The 25,207-nt window shown below is 67.3% G+C and carries 26 protein-coding genes and 1 pseudogene; 18 read left to right on the top strand and 9 right to left on the bottom strand.

All coding sequences use genetic code 11. The annotated features are described in order from the left end of the window. Positions 1–101: 101 nt before the first annotated feature. Complete coding sequence (locus ACVWZN_RS14085; RefSeq protein ID WP_456954360.1) at positions 102–569, top strand: hypothetical protein; 468 nt, start codon at positions 102–104, stop codon at positions 567–569. A 119-nt stretch (positions 570–688) separates the two neighbouring features. After that, on the top strand, positions 689–1,252 hold the full coding sequence (locus ACVWZN_RS14080) for a hypothetical protein (protein ID WP_456954359.1): 564 nt from the start codon (positions 689–691) through the stop codon (positions 1,250–1,252). 183 nt (positions 1,253–1,435) lie between these two features. Here the strand turns inward: ACVWZN_RS14080 and rpsU are convergent, their stop codons facing one another. Then, positions 1,436–1,651 carry a 30S ribosomal protein S21 gene (rpsU, locus tag ACVWZN_RS14075; protein ID WP_027084036.1) on the bottom strand — a complete coding sequence of 72 codons (216 nt, stop codon included), beginning with the start codon at positions 1,649–1,651 and terminating at the stop codon, positions 1,436–1,438. Between the two features lie 153 nt (positions 1,652–1,804). Here rpsU and tsaD point away from each other — a divergent pair, with 153 nt between their 5' ends. Genes tsaD through folK form a run of 3 tightly spaced genes read left to right on the top strand, consistent with a single transcriptional unit; the run spans position 1,805 to position 3,756 of the window. Further along, complete coding sequence (tsaD, locus tag ACVWZN_RS14070; RefSeq protein WP_456954358.1) at positions 1,805–2,860, top strand: tRNA (adenosine(37)-N6)-threonylcarbamoyltransferase complex transferase subunit TsaD; 1,056 nt, start codon at positions 1,805–1,807, stop codon at positions 2,858–2,860. A 54-nt stretch (positions 2,861–2,914) separates the two neighbouring features. Continuing rightward, the gene (folB, locus tag ACVWZN_RS14065; RefSeq protein ID WP_456954357.1) at positions 2,915–3,271 is read left to right on the top strand and encodes a dihydroneopterin aldolase; all 357 of its coding nucleotides are present in this window, start codon (positions 2,915–2,917) and stop codon (positions 3,269–3,271) included. Continuing rightward, positions 3,268–3,756, top strand: coding sequence for a 2-amino-4-hydroxy-6-hydroxymethyldihydropteridine diphosphokinase (gene folK / locus ACVWZN_RS14060; RefSeq protein WP_456954356.1), 489 nt, complete (start codon positions 3,268–3,270; stop codon positions 3,754–3,756). Before folB ends, folK begins: the two co-directional genes overlap by 4 nt. Positions 3,757–3,762: 6 nt before the next feature. Here the strand turns inward: folK and ACVWZN_RS14055 are convergent, their stop codons facing one another. Together ACVWZN_RS14055 and ACVWZN_RS14050 are read right to left on the bottom strand one after the other, a co-directional pair. Next, on the bottom strand, positions 3,763–4,164 hold the full coding sequence (locus ACVWZN_RS14055) for a hypothetical protein (protein ID WP_456954355.1): 402 nt from the start codon (positions 4,162–4,164) through the stop codon (positions 3,763–3,765). Positions 4,165–4,224: 60 nt separating this feature from the next. Then, complete coding sequence (locus tag ACVWZN_RS14050) at positions 4,225–4,983, bottom strand: pteridine reductase (RefSeq protein ID WP_456954777.1); 759 nt, start codon at positions 4,981–4,983, stop codon at positions 4,225–4,227. Between the two features lie 45 nt (positions 4,984–5,028). Here ACVWZN_RS14050 and ACVWZN_RS14045 point away from each other — a divergent pair, with 45 nt between their 5' ends. The 11 genes from ACVWZN_RS14045 to ACVWZN_RS13995 all read left to right on the top strand — a co-directional run bounded on the left by ACVWZN_RS14045 (position 5,029) and on the right by ACVWZN_RS13995 (position 17,077). After that, positions 5,029–6,249 carry a class I SAM-dependent methyltransferase gene (locus tag ACVWZN_RS14045; RefSeq protein WP_456954354.1) on the top strand — a complete coding sequence of 407 codons (1,221 nt, stop codon included), beginning with the start codon at positions 5,029–5,031 and terminating at the stop codon, positions 6,247–6,249. Further along, the gene (locus ACVWZN_RS14040) at positions 6,246–6,605 is read left to right on the top strand and encodes a VanZ family protein (RefSeq protein ID WP_456954353.1); all 360 of its coding nucleotides are present in this window, start codon (positions 6,246–6,248) and stop codon (positions 6,603–6,605) included. The genes ACVWZN_RS14045 and ACVWZN_RS14040 overlap by 4 nt, the downstream gene beginning before the upstream one ends. 51 nt (positions 6,606–6,656) lie before the next feature. After that, on the top strand, positions 6,657–7,790 hold the full coding sequence (mltB, locus tag ACVWZN_RS14035) for a lytic murein transglycosylase B (protein ID WP_456954352.1): 1,134 nt from the start codon (positions 6,657–6,659) through the stop codon (positions 7,788–7,790). Continuing rightward, a complete protein-coding gene (locus ACVWZN_RS14030) occupies positions 7,787–9,070 on the top strand; it encodes a septal ring lytic transglycosylase RlpA family protein (RefSeq protein WP_456954351.1) in 1,284 nt (427 codons plus the stop codon). Before mltB ends, ACVWZN_RS14030 begins: the two co-directional genes overlap by 4 nt. Positions 9,071–9,164: 94 nt before the next feature. Then, entirely contained in the window at positions 9,165–10,376 is a 1,212-nt protein-coding gene (locus ACVWZN_RS14025) for a D-alanyl-D-alanine carboxypeptidase family protein (RefSeq protein ID WP_456954350.1), read from the top strand. A 157-nt stretch (positions 10,377–10,533) separates the two neighbouring features. After that, on the top strand, positions 10,534–11,469 hold the full coding sequence (locus ACVWZN_RS14020; protein ID WP_456954349.1) for a CsgG/HfaB family protein: 936 nt from the start codon (positions 10,534–10,536) through the stop codon (positions 11,467–11,469). 88 nt (positions 11,470–11,557) lie between these two features. Continuing rightward, on the top strand, positions 11,558–11,836 hold the full coding sequence (locus ACVWZN_RS14015; RefSeq protein WP_027084046.1) for a DUF493 family protein: 279 nt from the start codon (positions 11,558–11,560) through the stop codon (positions 11,834–11,836). Between the two features lie 11 nt (positions 11,837–11,847). After that, on the top strand, positions 11,848–12,528 hold the full coding sequence (gene lipB / locus ACVWZN_RS14010; protein WP_456954776.1) for a lipoyl(octanoyl) transferase LipB: 681 nt from the start codon (positions 11,848–11,850) through the stop codon (positions 12,526–12,528). Between the two features lie 178 nt (positions 12,529–12,706). Next, on the top strand, positions 12,707–13,717 hold the full coding sequence (gene lipA / locus ACVWZN_RS14005; RefSeq protein ID WP_456954348.1) for a lipoyl synthase: 1,011 nt from the start codon (positions 12,707–12,709) through the stop codon (positions 13,715–13,717). 299 nt (positions 13,718–14,016) lie between these two features. Further along, on the top strand, positions 14,017–16,194 hold the full coding sequence (locus ACVWZN_RS14000; protein WP_456954347.1) for a carboxy terminal-processing peptidase: 2,178 nt from the start codon (positions 14,017–14,019) through the stop codon (positions 16,192–16,194). A 64-nt stretch (positions 16,195–16,258) separates the two neighbouring features. Then, positions 16,259–17,077 (top strand): methylated-DNA--[protein]-cysteine S-methyltransferase, encoded by an 819-nt coding sequence (locus ACVWZN_RS13995; RefSeq protein WP_456954346.1) that lies wholly within the window; start codon positions 16,259–16,261, stop codon positions 17,075–17,077. 6 nt (positions 17,078–17,083) lie between these two features. On the opposite strand, the gene ACVWZN_RS13990 is transcribed toward ACVWZN_RS13995, so the two are convergent. Further along, positions 17,084–17,389 carry a hypothetical protein gene (locus ACVWZN_RS13990; RefSeq protein WP_456954345.1) on the bottom strand — a complete coding sequence of 102 codons (306 nt, stop codon included), beginning with the start codon at positions 17,387–17,389 and terminating at the stop codon, positions 17,084–17,086. 266 nt (positions 17,390–17,655) lie between these two features. On the opposite strand from ACVWZN_RS13990, the gene ACVWZN_RS13985 reads away from it, so the two are divergent. Together ACVWZN_RS13985 and yedA are read left to right on the top strand one after the other, a co-directional pair. Continuing rightward, positions 17,656–18,960, top strand: coding sequence for a tyrosine/phenylalanine carboxypeptidase domain-containing protein (locus ACVWZN_RS13985; protein ID WP_456954344.1), 1,305 nt, complete (start codon positions 17,656–17,658; stop codon positions 18,958–18,960). A gap of 106 nt (positions 18,961–19,066) precedes the next feature. After that, positions 19,067–19,996, top strand: coding sequence for a drug/metabolite exporter YedA (yedA, locus tag ACVWZN_RS13980; RefSeq protein WP_456954343.1), 930 nt, complete (start codon positions 19,067–19,069; stop codon positions 19,994–19,996). A gap of 3 nt (positions 19,997–19,999) precedes the next feature. On the opposite strand, the gene ACVWZN_RS13975 is transcribed toward yedA, so the two are convergent. From ACVWZN_RS13975 to ACVWZN_RS13955, 5 genes and pseudogenes are all read right to left on the bottom strand, one after another. Further along, the gene (locus ACVWZN_RS13975; RefSeq protein ID WP_456954342.1) at positions 20,000–21,331 is read right to left on the bottom strand and encodes an ABC transporter permease; all 1,332 of its coding nucleotides are present in this window, start codon (positions 21,329–21,331) and stop codon (positions 20,000–20,002) included. 13 nt (positions 21,332–21,344) lie between these two features. Further along, positions 21,345–22,506, bottom strand: a pseudogene (locus tag ACVWZN_RS13970) (ABC transporter permease). Between the two features lie 73 nt (positions 22,507–22,579). Next, positions 22,580–23,272: an ABC transporter ATP-binding protein gene (locus ACVWZN_RS13965; RefSeq protein WP_027084056.1), complete on the bottom strand. Its 693-nt coding sequence runs from the start codon at positions 23,270–23,272 to the stop codon at positions 22,580–22,582. A gap of 34 nt (positions 23,273–23,306) precedes the next feature. After that, positions 23,307–23,864, bottom strand: coding sequence for a DUF7010 family protein (locus ACVWZN_RS13960; protein ID WP_456954341.1), 558 nt, complete (start codon positions 23,862–23,864; stop codon positions 23,307–23,309). Positions 23,865–23,894: 30 nt separating this feature from the next. Continuing rightward, entirely contained in the window at positions 23,895–25,157 is a 1,263-nt protein-coding gene (locus tag ACVWZN_RS13955; protein WP_456954340.1) for an efflux RND transporter periplasmic adaptor subunit, read from the bottom strand. Positions 25,158–25,207 lie beyond the last annotated feature (50 nt).

The raw sequence follows: 25,207 nt of genomic DNA, 5'->3' as shown, positions 1-25,207 counted from the left end.
TGAGCCGATCCGCAGCCTACGTCGAAATTAAATAGGGATTCATTCCGGGGGGCGCATGGTCGACCCATGTCCCGCACGGTGCGGGGCGAATGGAGGATTCCATGGCTCTTACCCGCTGGGTCGCACCTGCCGTCCTCGCCGCCACGCTTGGCGTCGCATCGCTCGCGCCGGCCCCGGCCAAGGCGCAGTCGATGGATCAGCTCACGCAGATGATCGTCAACATCGCCGACGTCGCGTTCCGTGGTGGCCAGCCGTATTACAGCGGCGGCAACTACAGCGCCGACGACCGCCTGATCGTGCGCCAGGATGCCTACGGACGCCCGGTGTACTACCGCGTCGTCAATAACAACGCGTACAACAACGGCTACAACAGCAACTACTACAACAACGGCAACTACAACAATTCGTACTACAACACCGGCTACCGCACTGCGCAGCCGTATGGCCGCGCCAACGGCTACTACCGTCAGACGCAACAGGCGCAGCGCGTGAAGTGCAACAAGAACGGCAAGTGCAAGGCCGAGTACTACGACCCGCGCTATGACCAGAAGGGTTATTACGGTCGCTGATCCGTTCCTGCAGATGTGCTCCGGAAGCCACGGCCTCACGGCCGTGGCTTTTTCGCATGTCGCTGGCACTGCGACACCACCACGCGCATGATCGACGCCGACCGCACCGAGCCCACGCCATGACCCGTCTTCGCACCGCCGCATTGCTGATCGCCGGCCTGCTCGCTTCCGGCGGGGCGTTCGCGCAGGCGGCATCCGCCGGTGATCGTCATACCGGCGACGCATGGATCGATGCGCGCCTGGTCGACATCGACAGCTACGCGGCCACGTACCGCGATGCCTTCGTCGACGAGATGGCCCGCTACCACCGCGCGCCGCGGGAACTCGTGCAGGAACTGCTGGCGCGCCCGGGTTGGACGCCGGGCGATGTCTACTACGCGTGCAGCCTCGCGCAGCAATCGGGCCAGCCCTGCCGAAGCGTCGCCGACCTGCGCGCCAAGGATCCGCCGCCGGGCTGGGATGCGCTTGCGAAGCAGCTGGGCCTGACGCAGGGATCGCCCGGCCTGCACGCGCTCAAGCGCGACATCGTCGCGACCTACGACCGCTGGGCGCGCCCGGTTCGGATGGACGCCGAACTCGCGGCGGATTTCCCGCAGCGTCCGCGCGAGGCGGGGAAGCCGGGCAAGCCTGATGCGGCCTCAGCCAAGCCGGCGCCGGCATCGTCGAGCCCAAACAACCACTAGCGGTCAGGCGTGCGCGGTGACTACCCCAGCGCGTCCGATGGGAGCGTCGGGTTTTTTTTAGTAAGGCACGCAACCCAACTGGCCTCGTCCGCCTGAGATCCGAACGCAGAAAAGCCGGCCACGCAGGGCGTGGTCGGCTTTCTTGTGCTGCATCAACGCGCGCCGGCGAACCGGCGTCGCGGATCAGTACATGCGCTGGCGCTTGGTCACGTCGCGCGACGAACGGCGCGACTGACGCTTCACGGCCGCAGCCGCCTTGCGCTTGCGCTCCTGCGTCGGCTTTTCGTAGAACTCGCGCTTGCGCGTTTCAGCGAGCACGCCAGCCTTCTCGCAGGTGCGCTTGAAGCGGCGCAGGGCAAACTCGAAAGGCTCGTTTTCGCGGACTTTGACGCTCGGCATAGGAATCTCGGTGTATAGGAACCGCCGGCCACGAGGCAGGCGAGCCGCCTATGATATCGGCCTGCCTAGCGGCATCGCAAGCCGCTGCTCTCACTTTTTCGTCATGCCGTGCCGGTCGGGGTGGGCGATGACCGCCGGACCGAGGCCAAGTCTTTGAAAATACTGGGAATCGAGACCAGCTGCGACGAGACCGGGATCGCCGTGTACGACACGACGGACGGCCTTCTGGCGCATGCCGTCTACAGCCAGATTGCGCTGCACGCCGAGTATGGCGGCGTGGTGCCCGAGCTCGCCAGCCGCGACCACGTGCGCAAGACGCTGCCGCTGATCCGGCAGACGCTGGCCGAGGCCGGCATCGCCACCACCGACCTCGACGGCGTCGCCTACACGGCCGGACCGGGGCTGGTCGGCGCTCTGCTCGTGGGCGCCGGTGTGGCGCGCGCTCTGGCTTGGTCGCTGGATGTGCCGGCGGTCGCCGTCCACCACATGGAAGGCCATCTGCTGGCGCCGCTGATGGACGATGCGGACCAGCGGAACGCGCTGCACGCCGGACTCGCGCCCGAACCCTTCGTCGCGCTGCTGGTCTCCGGCGGGCATACGCAGCTGGTCGGTGTCGATGGGATCGGCCGATATCGCCTGCTCGGCGAAACGCTCGACGACGCCGCGGGCGAGGCGTTCGACAAGACCGCGAAACTGATGGGCCTGCCCTACCCCGGCGGCCCGCAACTCGCCGCGATCGCGGAACACGGCCGTCCGGGCGCATTCAAGTTCTCGCGACCGATGACCGACCGCCCCGGCCTCGACTTCAGCTTCAGCGGGCTCAAGACGCAGGTACTGCTGGCCTGGCGCGCGTCCGACCAGAGCGACGCGACCCGCGCGGACATCGCCCGCGCATTCGAAGACGCCGTGGTCGACACGCTCGCGATCAAGTGCGCACGCGCGCTCGACGAAACCGGTTTTCGTCGCCTCGTCGTGTCCGGCGGCGTGGGTGCGAACCGCCGCCTGCGCGCGAAACTGCAGGAACTCGCGGCCAAGCGCGACGCGATCGTCGGCTTCCCGCCGCCCGTGCTGTGCACCGACAACGGCGCGATGATCGCGTTCGCTGGCGCGCTGCGCCTGCAGGCCGGCCAGCACGCGGACCTCTGTGTGCACGTCACGCCGCGCTGGGACATGTCGACGCTGCCCGCCGTCGACCTCGCGCCGGCGTGAGTGGACATCGCGGCCGGCGTCCGTAGCATCGCCGCACCGCAACGGAACGCCGCCATGGACCACGTCTTCATCGAAGGCCTCGAGATCGAGGCGCTGATCGGCATCTACGACTGGGAGCGCCGCGTGCGCCAGCCGTTGGTGTTCGACCTCGAAATGGCCTTCGACAACCGCATCCCGGCGGCCAGCGACGACATCGCGCATACGCTCAACTACAAGGACGTGAGCACGCGCATTCGCGATTACGTCGCCGCGTCGGGTTTCGGTCTGGTCGAAACACTGGCCGAACGCGTTGCCGAACTCGTATTGACGGAATTCCCTGTGCAACACCTGCGATTGAAGCTGAGCAAGCCCGGCGCCGTGCGCGGTGCGCGCGCTGTCGGCGTGATGATCGAACGCTCGCGCGCGGCATGAGCGGCCGCGCGTACCTGAGCCTCGGCAGTAACGTCGAACCGGAGCGTCATCTACGCGCGGCGGTCGACGCGCTGCGCGCACGCTTCGGTGATGTCGTCGCATCGCCGATCTATCGAACGCCCGCGGTCGGTTTCGACGGCCCTGCGTTCCTCAACTCGGCCGCGATCATCGACAGCGATCTGGAACCGCAGCCGCTCAACGACTGGCTGCACGCGCTCGAGGATGCACATGGTCGCGACCGCAGCGGCCCGCGTTTTTCGGACCGCACGCTCGACATCGACATCGTGCTGTTCGACGACCGCGTGCTCGACGGCGCGGGCAACCTGCGCATTCCGCGTGCCGAGCTGAAGCACGCCTTCGTGCTGCGTCCGCTCGCCGACATCGCACCGGATGTGGTCGTGCCGGGTACCGAACGCACGCTGTCACAGCTGTGGCAGGCGCATGCCGACTACGGCACGCCCGCCGACATCATCGCGCTCGACTGACCGCAGCTAGCGATCGGTCGGCATCGCGGGCAACGACAGCGCTTCGGCCTCGATCCACGCGATCGCCTCGTCGACATCACCGAATACATCGAAGTTGAAACCGATGCGTCGGCCGATGATGAAGCCGATGCGCCCCGGATCGACCAGATGCGGCGGCATCACCAGCGCCATGACGAAACCCGGCGCGGACTCGGCGGCCGCGGCCCATTCGAAGACGCTGTCGATGCGCAGCGAGAGCGAGGGATTCTCGTTGCCACGCCAGTTCACGAAGTCGACGAGGAGCTTTCGGCCGCCGGCTTCGCAGGTCTCGCGGATCGCCGCCGTTACCGCGGCACGCGCGGCATGCAGCGGCAGGTCGTTGCCGGGTGCGATGCGCACGAGATCGCCGGGCATCACGGAGTCGGCCATGGCGCTGCTTCTTCGACGGGTCGAGACGACTGTAGGCCTGTGACCGCGGGCGGTCGAGGCCTAGCCGCCGGTGATGGTGCGGCCGCCGTCGACCGCGATGACCTGACCGGTGCAGTACGCGGCATCGAACATCAGCCAGCGCACGGCGTCGGCGATGTCCTCGGGCGTACCCGTGCGACCGAGCGGCGTGCGCGCGAGCATCGCGTCGCGTGCGGCCGTGTCGCCGTCGTTTTCCGGCCACAGGATCGCGCCGGGCGCGATCGCGTTGACGCGCACGTCCGGGCCGAGTTCAAGCGCTAGCGACTTGGTCGCCATCACCAGCGCGGCCTTGGCCATGCAATAGACCGAATGCTGCGGCAACGGCCGGTCGGCGTAGATGTCGGTGATGTTGACGATGGCGCCGCGTGTCGCGCGCAGGTGCGGCGCGGCCGCCTGTGCGAGGAAGAACGGTGCGCGCGCGTTCGATGCAAACAGGTCGTCCCATTGCGCAGGTGTCACGGTGCCGAGCGGCGTCGCGCGGAACGTCGATGCGTTGTTGACGAGTGCGTCGAGACGGCCGAATCGGCCCACGGTTTTCGCGACGAGTTCGGCAAGACGATCGAACTCGGCGAGGTCGCCATGCAGCGGCAACGTCGACCCCGGCCGCACGCGCTCGAGTTCGCTGCACAGCGCGAGTGCATCGTCGGCCGAGCCGCGGTAGTGCAACGCGATGTGGCAACCCGCAGCGTGCAGCCGTCGGACGATCGCAGCGCCAATACGTCGCGCCGCGCCCGTCACAAGCACCACCGGGCGTGCATCGCCCGTCGCCGTCGCCTGCATCACCGCTCCTTTCGACACGCGTCCCGTATCCTGCGCGAGTCTCCCATGTCCCGTGTCCCAATGCCGATGGATCCTGCTGCGCGCGCTGCGTCCGAGCTTCCGATGCCCGACGAGGCGGCGCAGGCGCACAGCCGCAAACTCACCGCGCATATCGACGCGGAGATCGCCGCAGCGGGCGGCGCGATTCCGTTTTCGCGCTTCATGGAACTCGCGCTCTACGCGCCCGGCCTCGGCTACTACAGCGCGGGTGCGACGAAGTTCGGCGAAGCCGGCGATTTTGTTACCGCGCCGGAGCTGGGCCCCGTATTCGCCGCATGCGTCGCCGATGCGGTCGCGCCGGTGCTGCAGCAATTGGGACCGGGCGCGTTGATGCTGGAACTCGGCGGCGGCACCGGTGCGTTCGCGCAGGTCGCGTTGATGCGCCTGCTGGAACTCGACGCGCTGCCGTCGCGCTATCTCATCCTGGAACCTTCGGCGCAGCTGCGCGAACGCCAGCGCGCACGGCTGTTCGAACGCCTGCATCCGATGCTGTTCGAGCTGGTCGAATGGGTGGACGGCCCGGTGCCGCACGACTGGAACGGCGTACTGTTTGCGAACGAAGTCATCGATGCATTGCCGACGCCGCGTTTCGCGGTCCGCAACAACGAAGTCATGGAGCAGTACGTCGCCAGCGACGGCGAGCGCTTCGTGACCCAGTGGCGCCCCGGCGATTCGATGCTCGTGCAATCGGTGCGCCATATCGAACGCCGCATCGGCCGCGCACTGCCTGACGGTTACGTCTCTGAAGTGCTGCCGCAGCTGCCGTACTGGATCCAGGCGGTGTCGGGCGGCATGAAGCGCGGCGCGATGCTGTTCGTCGACTACGGGTATGCGCGCGACGAGTTCTACGCCGACGATCGCAGCAACGGCACGCTGCGCGCGTTCTATCGCCACCGCATGCACGACGACGTGTTCGCTTGGCCGGGCCTGCAGGACGTCACCGCGTCGGTGGATTTCACTGCCCTCGGCGAAGCCGGGCTGGCGGCAGGTTTCGATTTTGCCGGCTACTGTTCGCAGGCGAGTTTCCTGCTCGGCAACGGGCTGGCCGGCGTGCTGTCGCGCATCGAGCAGATCGGTGACGAGGCCGAACGCCTGCGTCGCACCAACGAGGTCAAGCACCTCACGCTGCCCAGCGAAATGGGCGAGCGCTTCCAGGCGATGGGTTTTTCCAACGATGTCGAGTTCGGCGCGGCCTTCCTCGTCGGCGACCTGAGCCATCGGCTGTGACGTCGCGTCCGGCATGGGCGCTGCCGCTGTGGATCGCGATGTATGTCGCGATCACGATCGGTTCGCTGCTGCCCGCGCACGACCTGCCGTCGCCGGTGTTCGATGGCATGGACAAGGTCGAGCATGCGCTGGGTTATGCGGTGCTTGCCGCGTACGGCACGTGGCTGTATCCGGCGCGCTGGTTGCGCGTGCTCATCGCGGTGATCGTGTTCGGCATCGCGATCGAGATCGCGCAGGGCCTGTTCACGACATCGCGCTCGGCAGATCCACTCGATGCACTCGCCGATGCGATCGGCGCCGCGCTCGCGCAAGCGGCCTGGCGCGCATCGCGTCACGGCGCTGAACCGTCGCCGTAGCGGCCGTAAAACGTGTGATTCGCGCGAAAATCGCGTGATAACCTCGCGACGATGACGACGATCCGACGCCCCCTTCTGCGCGCGCTCACCTGCGCGATCGCACTCGCCGCCGCGTCCTGCGCGGTGCCGCCGCCGACCGTGCCGACCACGCCACCGCCGGTGGTGACGCCGCCCCCGCCGCCACCCGCTCCGGTGCGCGTTCCGTTCGAAGCCGCGCGCGCGAAGTTCGTGCAGGACACCGCGAAGCAGTACGGCATCGATCCGATGTACATCCAGTCGGTGCTGGCGAAGGCGCAGATCCGCGATTCGATCGTCACCGCGATGTCGCGACCGGCCGAAGCCAAGCCTTGGCGCGACTACCGACCGATCTTCATGACCGATGCTCGCATCAACGCCGGTCGGCAGTTCTACGCCGACAACCGAAGCGACCTGGCCAGCGCCGAAGCGCGCTACGGCGTGCCGGCCGAGATCATCACCGCGATCATCGGCGTCGAAACCAGTTATGGCGCGAACAAGGGCAGCTATCCGGTCGTCGATGCGCTGTACACGCTCGCGTTCGCGTACCCGCGCAGCGGCGATCCGGCGAAGGCGGCGCGCGAGGAGCAGCGTGAGCAGTTCTTCCGTGGCGAATTGGGCCAGTTGTTCGCGCTCGGCAAGGAAACCGGTTTCGACATCACCCAGCTCAAGGGCAGCTACGCCGGCGCGATGGGTTGGGGGCAGTTCATGCCGTCGAGCTATCGCGAGTTCGCGGTCGACGGCGACGGCGACGGGCGTCGCGACCTGTTCGACAACAAGGCCGACGTGTTTGCGTCCATCGCCAACTACTTCGCGAAGAAGGGCGGCTGGGTACGCGGCGGGCCGATCGCGGTGCGCGCGACGCACGATCCGTCGGCACAGGCCTTCGAGCCCGAAGCGCTCGATCCGATCTACACGATGAGCGAGTTGCAGGCGCGCGGTTACCGGCCGCTTGCATCCGTGCCGCCGGGCGTGAGCGCGGTGCCGCTACGTTTCGACGGCGCCAACGGTGTCGAATACTGGCTCGGCTTCCGCAATTTCTACGCGATCACCCGCTATAACATCTCAAAGCATTACGCGATGGCGGTGTACCAGCTGGCCGAATCGATCGCCGGCCGCGATGTACCGCCGCTTCCTGCCGCCGCAACCGGAACTGCTCCGGCCCCATGAAGAAGCTCGTCGTCGTGCTGGTCTGCGCGGGCCTTGCGGCCTGCGCAAGCGCTCCACGCCCGTCATCGGCACCGCCGTCGTCGACCGCATCGGTGGTGCGGCCGTCGTCGTCGCCCGCCGGCCATGACTGCAGCTGGTATCAGCCGGCCGAGGAAGATCTCAGCAAGCGCGGTGATTACGTCGCCGGCGGCCTGTACCGGCCCGACGAAAACGACCGCGTACCGACGGCGATTCCCGATGTCGCGTGTATCCCCGAACCGCAGGTCGTGTCGCTGCCGCGCTCCAAGCTCGGCAACAAGCCGGTGTACACGGTGCTCGACAAGGAATACCGCGTACTCGACGACACGCATGGCTTCGTCGAGGAAGGCTTGGCGTCGTACTACGGCGAGAAGTTCCACGGCCGCCGCACGTCGAACTGGGAGGTGTACGACATGTACGCCTTCAGCGCCGCGCACAAGACGCTGCCGCTGCCGAGTTTCGCGCGCGTCACCAACCTCGGTAACGGCAAGTCGGTGGTGGTGCGCATCAACGATCGCGGGCCGTTCCACGACGGCCGCGTGATGGACCTCAGCCTCGCGGCCGCGGTGAAGCTCGGCATCTACCCGGCGGGCACGGGACGCGTACGCGTCGAAGCGCTGCAGCCGGGCGACCCGGCGACCGGCACGACGTTCGCGTCGACGACGCCTGCGCCTGCAACACACCCGAAGCCGACACCGACCGCGCTCGACGTCGCCACGCGCGATTACCGCTATGCAGTGCGCCCGGGCGACGGCAGCACGCAGACGCAGGGCTTCGAAGACTGGATGGCGCAGCGTGGCGTGCATGTCGCGACGGGCAAGCCGGCGACGATCGTGCCGTCGACCACGCAGGTCGCGACGGCCGAGCGCACGACGGTGACGATGCCCAGCGCGACGCAGACGGTCGCGACGTCCGCATCGGTCGCCGCGCCGACAACGTCGGTCGCCGTGACGCCGCTGCCGCCAACTGCGAGCGCGCCTGTCGTCAGCGCACCTACGTTCACTACACCCGCCGCCACCGCGTCGTCCGACGACGCGATCACCCTGCAGGTCGCGAGCTTCTCCGCGCGCGACAACGCCGATCGCGCGCTCGCCACGCTGCGCAATGCGGGCATCGCCGGCGCGCAACTGTTCGACGCCGTCACCAAGGGCCAGCCGATCTGGCGCCTTCGCATCGGCCCGCTTCCCGCCGCTGGCGAGGCGGAACTCGCCGCGCGCGTTCGCGGTCTAGGCTTCGCCACGCCGCAACGCGTGCACGATTGAGTCGCCGCGCGGGTTTGCCCGCGGCGTCCGTGCGTCCAGAATGTCCATCCGCATCCGTTCCACCGCCGCCCTGCCGGCCCGGAGTCCCGTCCCGATGAAGTCCCCTGCCCGTCTCGCCGGCCTGCTCGCCGCCGGTCTCACCCTGTCGCTCGGCCTCGCCGTCGCGCAGACCGGCCCGGTGCCGAACAACACGCCGCCTCCGGCCGCGATCGACGAGCTGCCCGTTCCGCCGCCGCCGGCCGTGAACGCCAAGGCCTGGATCCTGATGGACTACGCGAGCGGCAATGTGCTCGCAGGCCAGAACTACGACGCGCAGGTCGAGCCCGCGAGCATCACCAAGGTGATGACGAGCTATGTGGTCGCCGCCGAGCTCAAGGCCGGCAAGGTCAAGCGCGACGACCAGGTCATGATGACCGAGAACGCCTGGCGCAAAGGCGGCGCCGGCACCGAGGGTTCGTACTCGGGCTTCGAGGTCAACAAGACCGCACCGCTGATCGAGATGGAAAAGGGCATGGTGGTGCAGTCGGGTAACGACGCCGCCATCGCGCTCGCCGAGCACATCGCCGGCAGCGAGGACGCGTTCGCGTCGCTGATGAACGCCTACGCCGCGCGCATCGGCCTCAAGCACACGCACTGGGCGAACCCCGACGGCCTGCCGGCCGAGGGCCACTACACGACCGCGCATGACCTCGCGCTGCTCGGCCGCGCGCTGATCCACGACTACCCGGAGTCGTACTCGCTCAACAAGATCAAGGAATACACGGTCGGCCCGATCACGCAGAGCAATCGCAACCGCCTGCTGTGGCGCGACCCGTCGGTCGACGGCATCAAGACCGGCCACACCGCGACCGCCGGCTACTGCCTGATGGGCTCGGCGCAGCGCGGCGACCAGCGCCTGATCTCGGTGGTGATGGGCGAGCCCAGCGAACCCAATCGCGTCGACGACAGCCAGGCGCTGCTCAACTGGGGCTTCCGCTTCTTCGAGACGCACAAGCTCTACGACGCCGGCAAGCAGGTCGCGGTGCAGAAGGTCTGGAAAGGCAAGGAAGACCAGGTCCGCCTGGGTCTTGCCGAGCCGATGATGGTCACCCTGCCGCGCGGCCGCTACCAGCAGCTCAAGCCGGTGATGGACGTCCCGAAGCAGCTCGTCGGCCCGATCGCAAAGGGCCAGAAGATCGGCAGCGTGCGCGTGATGCTCGGCAACCAGGTACTCGCGCTGCGCCCGCTGATCGCGCTCGACGCGGTCGAGGAGGCCGGCTTCTTCAAGCGGCTCTGGCATGAGCTGCTGATGTGGTGGAATTCGTAACCGCCACGCCTCGGATCCACGGACAAGCCGGCCTCGCGCCGGCTTTTTCGTCTTAGCGAATCCTTAGCGGGACGAGCCGATCGGCGGCGTCTTTACTGCCGCTATGCTGGCGGCCGGCGCGCCGCGCCGACCACCCAGCAGCCAGGAAGCTCGACGCATGACCGTTCGGAACACCGCACTTATCGCCCTCGCCTTCATCGCCCTGCCGGCCGCTGCCGCGAGCATCGACGAGACGCGCCAGCAGCAGACCGGGCAGATTCCGACCTGCGCGCGCCCGCTCGGCACGCTGTCGGTGATCGAGCCCGAGCACGGCACCAACTGGTGGTCCGGCCAGCAGCTCGAAGCGCCCAGCAAGCTGATCAAGCTGTTCGTCGCGAAGTCGCATTGCTTCACGCTGGTCGACCGCGGCATGGGCATGGACGCGGCGATGCGCGAACGCGAACTCGCGTCCAGCGGCGAGCTGCGCAATCGCTCCAACATCGGCAAGGGCCAGATCAAGGCTGCGGACTACGTAATGGTCCCGGACCTCGTCAACGCCAATAACAACGCCAGCGGCAACAACATCGGTGGGCTGCTCGGCGGTCTGGTCGGTGGCCGCGCGGGCGCCGCGATCGGCGGTCTGAACTTCAAGAGCAAGACGGCGAACGTCGTCCTGACCGTCACCGACGTGCGCTCGTCCGAGCAGGTCGCGATGGCCGAAGGCAACGCCAAGAAGACCGACCTCGGCTGGTCCGGCAGCGGCGTGCTGTTCGGCAGCTCGGGCCTCGGTGGCCTGGGCGCCGGTGGCTACGCCAGTACCGAAGTCGGGCAAGTCATCACCCTGGCCTACCTGCAGGCCTATACCGACGTAATCGCCCAGCTCGGCGGCCTGCCGGCCAACGCCAGCGCCGCGAACGCCACCCAGGCCGTGACGGTCGCCAAGCCGGCCCGCCTGTTCAGCGACGCCACCGGCAAGGGCAAGGTCGTCCGCGCGCTCGACGTCGGCATGATGCTGTACCCCACCGGCCAGAAGCAGGGCGCGATGTGGGAAGTCGAAGACGAATTCGGCAACAAGGGCTGGGTGTCCTCGATGCTGTTGCAGATGTCGAAGTAAGGCACGTCTTGCGCACTGCGGCCGCCGGGCGCGACCGCAGTGCCTCGATGCATTGGGTCATGACGCTCTCGTCCCCATAATCGGGCCCATGGACATCCATTCCGACAACCCCGCGCACGGGTTCCAGTTCCCGGGCGAATTCGAACTGTCTGCGATGGGTCCGGCCGAGGCCGGGCTCGAAGTCACTTTGCCGCGCCTGTTGACCGAAGGCGGCGTCGACGTGGTGCACGAGGACGTGACGTGGAAGCCGTCGTCAAACGGCAAATACGTCTCGGTGCGCATCCGGTTCCGCGCGAACAATCGCGAGGATCACGATCGCGCGCACCGCATCCTGCGTGACCACCCGGAAGTGAAGTGGACGATCTGACCGCCTGCGCGGTGGCGGTCGCCGAGCCGGAATCCGCGGCCGTCGATATCCCCGCTGCACGCGTTCGCGACCTCGGCCGGCAGCCCTACGAACCGGTGTGGCGCGCGATGCAGGCCTTCACCGACGCGCGCGACGACACGACGCCCGACGAGCTGTGGATCGTCGAACACGATCCGGTGTTCACTCTCGGCCAGGCCGGTAAGCCCGAGCACGTGCTGATGGCGGGCGACATCCCGGTGATCCACGTCGATCGCGGCGGCCAGGTGACCTATCACGGGCCCGGCCAGATCGTGCTGTATCCGCTGCTCGACCTGCGCCGGCTCAAGGTCGGCGTAAAGGAATACGTCTGCCGCATCGAGCAGGCGATCATCGACACGCTGGCCGACTGGAACATCCACGCGGTCCGCCGCGACGGCGCGCCCGGGGTCTATGTCAACGACGCGAAGATCGGCGCGCTCGGCATCCGCGTGCGACGTGGCTGCACGTTCCACGGCCTGGCCTTCAATATCGCGATGGATCTGGAGCCCTTCCGCCGCATCAATCCGTGCGGCTACGCCGGCCTGCAGGTGACGAGCATGGCCGACCTCGGCGGCCCGTCCGGGCTGGACACCGTCAAGCCGCGGCTGGTCGCTCACATCGCCCGCCAGTTTGGGCTTTCGACGGTCGACGCCGCGCCGTCGCTTCCGTCCTGACCCAGCGGCCCACGCAGCCCCGCCGCGGACCATTTCGCGGCCGCTGCCGACGTCTCGCCTCGATCGTCGTTTCCATAACCCCGCCCCACCGTTTCCCGCACGTTTTGGCGTTCACCGCCCCGGCGCGGGACAATGCAGGCCCGGCCATCGCCGGACCGCTTCCTCCACGGCCGACGCCATGACCGAGTCCGCTCCGCGCACCATTCCCCTCGCCGTCGTCGAAAGCGCGCCCGCGCCGCTGGTCGAGGGCGCGAAGCAGCTCGGCGGCGACAAGATCGGCCGCAGCCCGGTGAAGTTCGAGGACGCCCCGGTGCTGCGCAAGCCGTCGTGGATCCGCGTGCGCATTCCGTCGGGCAACGCGGTCGCCAACCTCAAGGCGAAGCTGCGCGAGAACCGCCTCGTCACCGTCTGCGAGGAAGCCAGCTGCCCGAACATCCACGAGTGCTTCGGCCACGGCACGGCGACCTTCATGATCCTCGGCGAGGTCTGCACGCGACGCTGCAGCTTCTGCGACGTCGCGCATGGCCGGCCGAAGCCGCCGGACGCGGGTGAACCGCTGAAGCTAGCGCAGACCGTCGCCGACATGGGCTTGCGCTACGTCGTGGTCACCAGCGTCGACCGTGACGATCTTCGCGACGGCGGTGCGCAGCACTTCGTCGACTGCATCCGCGAGATCCGCACGCATTCGCCGCGCACCAAGATCGAAGTGCTGACGCCGGATTTCCGCGGCAAGGGCCGCATGGATCGCGCGCTGGAAATCCTCGCGACCAATCCGCCGGATGTGTTCAACCACAACATCGAGACGGTGCCGGACCTGTATCCGAACGTGCGTCCGGGCGCCGACTATCAGTGGTCACTGACGCTGCTGCAGCGCTTCAAGGCGCAGCATCCGGACATCGCGACCAAGTCCGGCGTGATGCTCGGCCTCGGCGAAACGATGGAACAGGTGCAAGGCACGTTGCGCGACCTGCGCGCGCACGACGTCGACATGGTCACCATCGGCCAGTACCTGCAGCCGACGCCGCACCATCACCCGGTGATGCGCTACTGGACGCCCGACGAGTTCAAGCAACTCGAAGAGTTCGGCTACGCGCTCGGCTTCCACCACGTCGCGTCCGGTCCGCTGGTGCGCTCGTCGTATCACGCCGATCGCTCCGCCGCGGAAGCCGGCGTGGTCGAGACCGCCTGAGCGCAGCGAAAGCGCAGATCGCGACACGCACTGTCGCGCGTCTCCACGCCGTATTCCCCTGCGCGCGGCGCATAGTCGTCGACGTCGTCGTGAAGACGACGGCCGCTGGGTGACGGCGCCCGCATTTGGGCCTGAACGTACGGCGACGAATGCGAGTTCCGGGTTGCACCGGGCTCTGCATCGCGATCATATGGAACGAGCCCATGCAACTTTCGGCACTGGGCTGCGGTCTGAATCGACTCCACCGTGGTATCCCGGCGATCCGCCGGACCTGATCGGCGTCCCCACGCCCGGTTCCGATGAAGCTAAAAACTCCCCTGCTCGCCCTTCTTCTCACCGCACCGCTCGCGTTGCTCGCGGGCCCGGACGGTGGGTCCAAGACCATCCCGAACGCGCCGACGCCCGACCAGGCCACCGCGGCCAAGCTGGTCTACGGTCTGCTATCGGATAGTCGCTACGCATATCGCCCGCGTGCGCTCGACGATTCGCTGTCGGCCGACATCTACAAGCGCTATCTCGAGTCGCTCGATCCGAACAAGCAGTTCTTCACCGCGCAGGACGTGGCGAAGTTCGACGTCTACAAGACGCAGCTCGACGATGCGATCAAGAGCGGTGACCTGAGCCCGGCGTACGCGATCTTCGCGTCGTACCGCCAGCATGCCGCGGCGCGTGCGCAGTACGCACGCGATCTGCTGAAGCAGAACATCTTCGATTTCACGCGCAAGGACGACTTCCAGTTCGACCGCAAGGACGTGCCGTGGGCTGCGGACGACGCTGCGCTCGACACGCTGTGGAAGGAGTCGGTGCGCAACGACTGGCTGCGCCTGAAGCTCGCGGGCAAGCAGCCCGACGATATCCGCAAGACGCTCGACAAGCGCTACGCGAACCTCGCGCAGAACATCGGCGAACTGAAGGGCGAGGACGTGTTCCAGTCCTTCCTCAACAGCTATGCGAACGCGGTCGATCCGCACACCGATTACTTCACCCCGCGCAGCGCCGACAACTTCAACCTGACGATGTCGAACACGCTGGAAGGCATCGGCGCGGTTCTGCAGAAGCAGGACGACGTCGTCGCCATTCGCGAGATCGTCGCCGGTGGTCCCGCGTCGAAGACCGGCAAGGTCAAGCCGGGCGATCGCGTGATGGCGGTCGGCCAGGGCACCAGCGGTGCGATGGAGGACGTGGTGGGTTGGCGCATCGACGACGTCGTCGCCAAGATCCGCGGTACCAAGGGCACGACCGTGCGACTCGACGTAGTGCCCGCGGAATCGCCGCTGGACGCCAAGCCGATGCGCGTGAACATCGTGCGCGATCGCGTGCGCCTCGAGGACCAGGCCGCAAAGGCTGAAACCATCGACGTGCCGGCGAGCAACGGCAAGCCGGCGCAGAAGATCGGCGTCATCAAGCTGCCGGCGTTCTATCAGGACTTCGACGCGCGTCGTCGTGGCGACAAGGACTTCGCGTCCGCCACGCGTGACGTCGCCAAGCTGCTGCAGACGCTGCAGGGCCAGCACGTCGATGGCGTCGTGCTCGACCTTCGCAACAACGGCGGCGGCTCGCTCGACGAAGCCATCGAACTCACCGGTCTCTTCATCGACCAGGGTCCGGTGGTGCAGGTGCGCGAGTCCGGCGGCCGGGTGACGGTCAACGGCGATGACGACAAGCAGATCGCGTGGGAGGGCCCGCTCGCGGTGCTCGTCAACCGCGGTTCGGCGTCGGCATCGGAGATCTTCGCCGGCGCGATCCAGGACTACGGTCGCGGCCTGATCATCGGCGAAGGCACCTTCGGCAAGGGCACCGTGCAGACGTTGCTCGACCTCGATCGTTGGCCCGCCAACGAACAGGCGCGCTTCGGCCAGGTCAAGCTCACCGTGCAGCAGTTCTTCCGCGTGAGCGGCAGCTCGACGCAGCACAAGGGCGTGGTGCCCGACATCGCGTTCCCGGCGTCGGTCGATGCCAGCGAGTTCGGTGAGAGCACCTATGACAACGCGCTGCCTTGGGCACGCATCGCCGCAGTGCCGCACACCGAGTACGGCGACTTCCGCCCGATCCTGCCGACGCTGCAGCAGCATCACGACCAGCGCATCGCCGCCGATCCCGAGTTCCAGTGGTGGAGCCAGGACGTCGAGCAGTTCCGCAAGGAACGCGCCGAGAAGACGGTGTCGCTCAACGAGGCCGACCGCCGCGCCGAACGCGACAAGGAGGAAGCCAAGCGCAAGACGCGCCAAGCCGAGCGCGCGAAGCTGGGCATCGCACTCGATCCGCTCGCGGATGACGATGACGACGGCCTGCAGGCGAACGAGCGTGACATCGCCAAGGATGCGCAGCGCGACAAGCTGGCCGAGAAGCGTCCGGATCCGCTGCTGCGTGAAGCCGCGACGATCCTCGGTGACGCGGTCGGCGTGCTGAACTCCGATCGCCAGCTGTCGGCCAAGGTGCTGCCGACCGCGCGCAGCCCCGGCCATTGGGCCGACTGACGCTCGACGCACATCGCAACAAACGGATAGCGGGCGCCTTCGGGCGCCCGTTATCGTTTGAGCCATGACCACCGCGACCGCAAAACTCGACCGCGCCCGTGACCTGCTCGACGCCGGAGAGCCGACGTTGCAGCAGCTCGCCGATGCGATCGGCTGGAGCCCCGCGCACCTGCAGCGCCGCTTCACGGCGCGCTTCGGGCTGAGCCCGGCGGACTATCTCGCGCAGCGCAAGCTCGGTCGCCTCAAGCAGGCATTGCGTGACGGCGCCGACGTCACCACTGCGCTGTACGACGCCGGCTACGGCTCCCCTTCTCGCGTGTACGAAGCGGGCGCGGCGCGACTGGGCATGGCGCCGTCGCGCTATCGACGCGGTGGTGCGGGCGAATCCGTGCGATGGAGCCTGATCGACACGGCGCTGGGTCGCGCACTGGTCGCGGCGACCGAACGCGGCATCTGCTCGATCGAATTGGGCGATGACGATGCAGCGCTCGAAGCGAAGCTGCGTCGCGAATTCCCGCAGGCGACTTTGGAGCGCGTGGACGACGGCCGCGACGATTACCTCGCGCCGCGGCTGCAGGCTGTCGCGAATGCATTGGCCGGATTGCAGGCCGATGTGCAACTCGACCTCATCGGCACCGCGTTCCAGAAGAAGGTCTGGGACGCGCTGATGCGCATTCCCAAGGGCGAGACGCGCAGCTACGCCGAACTCGCCGAATCACTCGGTGCACCGCGCGGCGCGCGTGCGGTGGCGCGTGCATGCGCCGGCAACCGGCTGGCGATCGTGGTGCCCTGTCATCGCGTCGTGCGCGGCGACGGCTCGCTCGGCGGCTATCGCTGGGGGCTGCCGCTCAAGCAGCGTGTGCTGGAACGCGAACGGGCGTAAGCGGCTTCAAGCGTCGTTGCGACGTTCGCCATCGTTGTGGCTGCGCTCGCCCTGCGCCGGCGGCAGTTCGCCTGACAGCGTTTCGCTGTCGCTGCGCACGTGATCGCCACCGTTCGCCAGCAGGTGGCGACATTCGTGCAACGCACGCTCGGCTTCGCCCAGCAGCTCGAGCGCGGAATCGACGTCATCGCGCAGCAGCGTACGGCCGACGCTTGCAGCGACGCTTGCCGTGCTCACCAGGTTGCGCAGGTCGTGCAACCAGCGGGTGTGCGACGGCACTTCGTCGAACGGGGGAATCGCCTGAAACATCATCAGAGGCTGGGCTCCGCGCAGCGTCGAACCGCGCTTTTCACAGGTCGTTGACGCCACCTTATCGATCGACCCGCCTGCCGCTCAATGGACGCTTGCGTCCTGCAGTCGCTTAAGTAGCTGACCCGCGACACAACGCACGCCGGTCGAAACGCTCGATGTGCTGTGTTTTGCGTGCGCTACGGCCGCTGCACCTTGGGTCAATAGCAAACGTCTCGCGCAACGCCTGTAATCGAAGCCCATGCATCGGGTTGCGGAGTGCGAATAGCGTGGCCACCGTCGTCGAAAACGACACGCGACTCGAAACACTCTTCGAATGCGACCGCGCGCTTTGTCGCGTGGGCAGCAAGATCCGCGTGCTCAATGCGATCGGCTGGCCCGCTGCGATGGAGGCGCAGTTCCTCGACGGCTGGAATACCGGGCGACCGCAGCTTCCGCAACCGCCGACGGTGCCCGTCCAACTCGACGCGGAACTCGAAGCGCTCGACGCGATCATGCATCGGCTCGACCGCGGCCATCCCATCGGCAACTGGCTGTTCAAGACCGCGTGGAGCTATCGCGTTGCCGCGCGCATGTTGGAACAGATCGGGCATCCCGGTTTTACGCGGTGCTCGGTGCTGCTCTACGGACGGCCCGACGTGAAATACCGCAGCCAGCACGCGACGGCGGCGGATGGCGCGCGCGAAGTGCTGACGATCACCGACGACCTGGTCGACCGTCAACTGCTTCCACCGGTCGAATGCTCGATGACGGCCGAGCAATTCGCAGCGCGACTGGGCGAGCGCATCGGCGAATACTTCACGCACGACCGCGTCGAGGTCGTGCTCGATCCGACGCTGTCATCGAAAGCGACCGCGAGCAGCAGCAAGGTGAAGCTGCGATCCACCGCGATGTTTTCCGATGCGGATCTCGACCAGTTGCTCGAGCACGAAGCTTTCATCCACACGGCGACGCTGCTCAACGGCAAGCACCAACCGCACTTCAAGGCGTTGGGTCTCGGTGCCCCACGTACGACGCGCACGCAGGAAGGGCTGGCGACGTTCGCCGAATGCGTGACCGGCGCGATGGACATCGTGCGGCTGCGTCGCATCGCGTTGCGCGTGATCATGGTGCAGAAAGCGCTGGACGGCGCCGACTTTATCGAGGTGTTCAAGGGCTTTCTCGACGCCGGCCAGAGCGACGTCGAAAGCTATCGCAGTGCGTCGCGCATCTTCCGCGGCGGCAATGTGCGCGGGCGCGTCTGCTTCACCAAGGACGGCGCGTATCTCGAAGGCCTCTTCATCACCCACCTGTTCGTACGCAAAGCGCTGCAGGAAGGCCGCGCCGAACTGCTGCGCATGCTGTTCGTCGGCCGCCTGACCACCGGCGATGTCGTCGCGCTCGCGCCCTACCTGCAGTCGCACCTCATCGCACCGGCGGTGTACGTGCCGCCGTGGGCGCGCGAGCCGCAGCGCATCCTGTCGCTGATGGCGTTCTCCGCCGCCGCGCAGCAGTTCCGCCTGGAAGGTGTCGAACTGCAGCGGTTCGCCGAGTACGAGGACGAGGTGATCGACGACGCCGGCAGCGGTTACTGACGCGCCGCGCAACACGGTGATCCAACCTCCGGCACGGACGGCGACGCGTCGCAGGCGCTAGGCTGTCGAGGTCGCCGCGACCGCGGCCGCCTTCCGGATTCCATCGATGCACGCCCCGTCCGCGCGCACCGCGACGCCGCTCGCAATCGGCATCGCCCTCGCCTCGCTCTACGTGCTGTGGGGCTCGACCTATCTCGCGATCCGCTTCGCGCTGCACGGCTACCCGCCGTTCCTGCTCGGCGCCTGCCGCATGTTCATCGCAGGCCTGCTGATGTTCGTCGTGCTGCGCCTGCGCGGCACGCCCGGGCCGACTGCGAAGCAGTGGCGCACGCTCACCGTGCTGTCGATCTTCATGGTGCTGCTGTCGAACGGCTTCGTGAATCTTGCGGAGACACAGGTGAGCTCGGGCCTCGCCGCGATCGCCGTCGCATCGATGCCGTTGTTCGCCGGCCTGTTCGCGATGCTGCGCGGCCGGCACCCGTCGAAAGTCGAATGGATCGGGCTGGTGGTCGGTTTCCTCGGCGTCGTCTGGCTCAATGCCGGCAGCGCACTGCGCGGTTCGACGCTGGGCCTCGTCTGCCTGACCATCGCGCCGATCGCATGGGCCTGGGGCTCGATCTGGAGCCGCGACCAGGACCTTCCCGAACCCTTCATGGCCGCGAGCGCGCAGATGATCGCCGGCAGCGGCTGGATGTTGGTCGCCGCGCTGATCCACGGCGAACGCTTCACCGCCGTGCCGAGTACGTCATCGACGCTGGCGATGCTCTACCTCGTGGTCGCAGGCAGCATCTTCGGCTTCACCGCCTACATCTGGCTGCTGCACCACGTGCGCCCGGCACTCGCGACCAGCTACGCGTACGTCAACCCGCCGCTCGCCGTGGTGTTCGGTGCGTTGATTGGCGGCGAGACCTTCACCGCCGGCGACGTCGGCGCGATGGCGGTGATTCTGGTCGGCGTGGTGATCATCACGTTGTCGAAGGCGCGTGCGACGAAGCCCGCGGTGCCGGCGGCCGCGAAGAGCGAACCGCCGGCGTAGCCATCACTGCGCGCGAAGCGCGTCCGTCACTTCCATCCGCGCCGCACGCAGCGCGGGGAACAGGCCGCCCACCAAGCCAATACCCAGCGCCCACTTCAAGCCCGTCCACAGCAGCTCCGGCGATACGCGGAACTTGAAGACGACCTGGCTGAAGTTGTTGCCCAGCGTCGACACCGAGTGGCCGTTGAACATCAGCCATGCGATGAGCGCGCCGATGACACCGCCTGCGAAGGCGAGCAGCATGGTTTCGAGCATCACCGCCGTCACCACCGGCAGCGCGCGGAAGCCGAGCGCACGCATCGTCGCGATCTCGCGCGCACGACCCGACACCGCGGCGTACATCGAGTTCAGCGCACCGAACACCGCGCCCAGCGCCATGATCACGCCGATCACCTTGCCGAGGATGTTGATCAGCTTGGTGAGGTTCTCCGACTGCTTCGCGTAGTAGTCGTGCGTGGTCATGACGTCGAGCTTGAGGCGCGGGTCGGCGGCGAGCGCGGCCTTCAGGCGCTTGATGCCGGTCGCGCCATCGAGCTTCGCGGTCACCGACTGGAACGCCTGGCGCTGGTACGCCGGGCCGAGCACATCGACGTCGGCCCATAGCTCGGACTCGTGCGAATCGCCCGATTCGAACGCGCCGACCACCGTCCACTCCTGCTGCGCGAGCTTGAGCTTGTTGCCGACCTTCAGGCCGCGGAACTGCTGCTGTGCTCCGCGACCGACGACGATCTCGCGCAGGCCCGGATTGAACTTGCGTCCCTCGACGATCTTCACCTTCGGCCGCACCAGCCACGCGGCCGGGCCGACGCCGCGGAACTGCACGTTCGAGTCGGTGCCATCCGCCATCGACGGCATATTGACCACCTGCGACAGCTCCGGCGAGATCAATGCACGCGCATCGGTGCCGCGCTGGATGCCGTCCAGCGATTCGATCAGCGGCACCTGGTCGCGCGTGATCACCGAATTGGTTTCAGCCTGCGAACCGCCGCGCAGGATGATCGCGGTGTCGTTGCCGCCGGTGCTGGCGAGCGTTGCGCGGAAGCCTTCGCCCATTGCCAGCATCGCGACCAGCACGCCGACCACGCCGGCAATGCCGACCACGATCACCGACGATGCGCCGAGCCGTTGCGGAAGGCCCGCAATACCGACCTGCGCCGCGGCGAGCGTGAGCCGCCCGCTGCGGGTGAGGAACAGCCAGAGCGCGACGAGCACGGCGAGCCCGGCGACCGCGGGCCAGGGCAGCATCGTCCACACGACGAGTGCGGCAACGAGCAGCAAAAACACCGCGGCATTGCCGAGGGAACGCTTCAGACGGCGGAATCGATTGTTGCGCATGACGATGTCCTCCTCAGCGCCCGGCCAGGGCGTCGACGATGTTGAGGCGCATGGCGCGCAGGGCCGGCAGCACGCCGGAGAGCACGCCGAACAGCACCATCAGCACGAGCCCGGTGGCCCAGCTTTCCGGCGGCAGGTTGTCGGGCAGCGCAATGAAGCCGCCACTGCCGCGGCTCACGATCTGCATTGCCAGTGGGGCACAGACCAGACCGAGAATCGCGCCGAGTGCGACGAGGAAGATCGATTCGAACAGCACCAGCCCGAGCACCGTGCGGTCCTGGAAGCCGATCGTCTTCAGCACCGCGAGTTCCGGAATGCGTTCGCGAACGGCCTGCGCCATCGTGTTGCCGGTGAGCAGCAGCAGGGTGAAGAACACGGCGCCCATGATGGCGGTGACGATCAGCCCGATGTCGCCGATCTGCTTGGCGAACGACTGGTTGAACGCTTCCTCGGTCTGCGTCTTGGTTTCGTGGTCGGAATTCGCGCTCAGTGCATCGATCGCCTTCGACACGCGATTGGACACGCCCGCGTTGTCGACCTGGATGATGTACCAGCCCACGCGACCCTTGACGTAGTCGTTGGCCTCGTCGAAGTAGTTCCAGTGGAACAGCAGGATCTGCTCCTGGCCTTTGCGCTTGACGTCGGCGATATGGAAGATGCCGTCGAGCTTGAACTGCCAGTCGTTGCTGCCCTTGGTCGGGAAGATCGTCGCCTGCATCGGAATGATGTCGCCGACTTTCCATCCGTACTTCTTCGCCAGTGCTTCGCCGACGATCGCGCCCTGGCGATCGCTCTCCCACGCCTTGCGCTGCGCGGGCGCCATCTGGAACTCCGGATAGAGATCAAGATATTTGTCGCCGACGGAGAAGTTCGGAAAGAAGTTCTTCGGGTCCTGATAGATGCCGCCGAACCACGCCGCGTAGCTCGACTTGCGCACGCCGGGAATCGACGCGATCTGCGGATCGAGGCGATACGGCAGCATCTGCGTGATCGAAAAGCCGCGAGGCCACGACCATGCGGTTCGCCCCGGTGACATCGCCGCCCGAATTGAAGGCGACGCGCACCGAGTCGAGCATGCCGAACAGGAAGAACGCGACGAAGACCGACAGCAAGGTCAGCAGCGTGCGTGTGCGGCTTCGGAACAGCGAAGCCCAGATGAGATGCAGGTATTTCATGGCCGCCTCTTCGAATCGTCGAAAGGCTCCGCTGCGGCGGAGACGGCGACGCGGCCCGCGCGTCGCGACGGGATCAGTGTGCGTAAGCCGGCTGGTCGACCAGCACGCCCTTGTCGAGATGCACGGTGCGACGCGCGTGGTCCGCGGCCTTCGGATCGTGCGTCACCATCACGATCGTCTTACCGTGGTCGCGATTGAGCGTCTGCAGCAGGCCGAGGATTTCCTCGGCGGACTGGCGATCGAGGTCGCCGGTCGGTTCGTCGCAGATCAGCAGCGTGGGATCGGACACGATCGCGCGTGCGATGGCGACGCGCTGCTGCTGCCCGCCTGATAGTTCGTTCGGCTTGTGCTTGGCGCGATCGGCAAGGCCGACGAGCTGCAGCGCGATCGCCGCATTGCGCGTGCGCTGCGCGCCGTTGAGTTTGGTCAGCAGCAACGGCAGTTCGACGTTCTTCTGCGCGTTGAGCGTAGGCATCAGGTTGTAGAACTGGAACACGAAGCCGACGTTGTCGCTGCGCCACTGTGCGAGCTGGCCGGCACGCAGCGTGTCGATGCGGCGACCGCCGACATCGATCTCGCCGCCCGTGGGCGTATCGAGCCCGCCGATGAGGTTGAGCAGCGTCGACTTGCCGGAGCCTGACGGGCCCATGAGCGCGACGAAGTCGCCCTCGGGAATCTCCAGGTCGATGCCGTGGAGCACTTCGACGCGTTCGGCGCCGCGCTGATAGGTCTTGCGCAGGCCTCGGATGCTGACGAGCGACGACATGGCGATCTCCTGCTACGTAAAAACGGTCGATGGATCAGGCGGCGCTCAGCACGCGCGATGCGCGCTGCTCGCGAAGGGCGATGACGATGGCGAATGCGAACTCGATACCGCCGCCGACGAATGCGGCGAGCGCCGGCGTCGCGAACATGCGGCCGAGTGCGAAACCGGCCGCGGCGAGTACGAGCCCGCACGGCCAGTACAGCGATTTGCCGTACAGCGTGTCGAACGTGAGGTAACGGCCGCCGATGACGAGCAGCATCGCCGGGAAGAACCATTCGATGTGCAGGCGCGATGCGGCATACGCGAGCGGCAGGCTGAAGATCAGCCAGAACGTGCTGGCGCCGGCGAGCCGACCGAGCGGATTGCCTTTCGCGTGCGTGCCCGAACGCCCGATCACACGCGACAGCAGCATCGCCGCGGGATGGATGAACATGCCGGCGATGAGCAGCGTCCACACCGCCGTCGTCGGCGCGCCGCGCCATGCAACGCAGCCCGCCGCCAGCCACGCGGTCGCCGAAGCGATCATGCCGGTCGCGCCGCCGTAATACGCCCGGCGCATGTCCGCCTGGGCCTGTTGCAGATCGAACGTCATGACACTTCTCCCTGTGACCGTTGCGCTGCGTTATTCGGACGCGGTGTCGGCTTCGTCCTTGGCGATGCGCACATGCGCACCGTCGGCGAGTTTTTCGGGCGGATCGAGCACCACGCGCTCGCCCCCGGTGAGGCCCGACAGCACTTCGCGATCGTCGCCGAGCGTGCGGCCGAGTTTGAGTTCATGGCGCGACACCGTCGTCTTGCCTTCGTCGCCTTCGACGACGAACGCGACCTGCTTGCCGTCGCGATCGACGATGGCCGCCGCCGGCACGAGTGCAGCCGGAGCGCGCTTGGCCTGCGTCGGTTGTTCGCGCTCGAGGAAGCTCACGCGCACGCCCATGTCGGGCACGATGCGTGCGTCCTTGTGCTTCAGCGCGATGCGCACCTTCACCGTCGCCTTGCTGCGATCGGCGGTCGGAATGATCGCGATCACTTCGGCGGGAATCTTCCAGTCCGGATAGGCATTGAGCACCGCTTCGACCGGCATGCCCGGCTGCACGCGGCCGATGTAGGCCTCGCCGACGTCGACTTCGACTTCCAGCGAATCCATGTCGACGATGGTGCCGATGCCGGTGCGCGTGAAACCGCCGCCCGCCGACAGCGGCGACACGATCTCGCCGGGCTGCGCGGCCTTGGCGATTACCACGCCGGAGAACGGCGCGCGCACCACGGTGTTGTCGACGCCGTTCTCGGCGATGCGCAGGTTTGCGCTCGACACCTGCGTGCTGCGCTGCGCGGTGGCGAGCTGCGCGCGCAATGCATCGCGCTGCGCGACCGCCTGGTCGTACTGCGCCTTCGATACGAGCTGCTGGCTCACCAGCGACGACAGGCGTCGTGCGTTCGCTTCCGCATCGCGCAGTTGCGCCTGCACCGATGCGATCTGCGTGCGGGAGGCTTCGACCTGCGCACCCGCGAGCGTGCGCGTGGCCGCGGCATCGACGGGATCGAGCGTCGCCATGATGTCGCCGGCGTTGACGTGCTGGCCTTCCTCGATGCGCACGTCGCGCACCTTGCCGGTGATCTTGGCCGACACCGTGGCCATGCGACGCGCGACGACATAACCCGTGGCGTCGAGCACGGATGCATTGCCGCCCGCGCCAACCGCCGTGACATCGGCGACATGCACCTCCGGGCCGCCACCGCCACGCGTCAGCGCGAACGCCGCGCCACCGAGCACGACCACGGCGCCCGCGATCGCAAGACCGATCCACAGCCCGCGACGATTCGTCGGCGGCGGCGCCGCGCTGCGGTCGATGCGAAGTTCCTTCAGCAGATCGGCGGACGTGTTCATCGCGTTCCATTACGACAGTGGGATGTCGCCTGCATGACCGGCATCGCGGC

It is taken from the genome of Lysobacter sp. HA35 (assembly GCF_054061195.1).
Note: the sequence above shows the minus strand (reverse complement) of the source record. Positions and strands in the feature narration are given on the sequence as shown.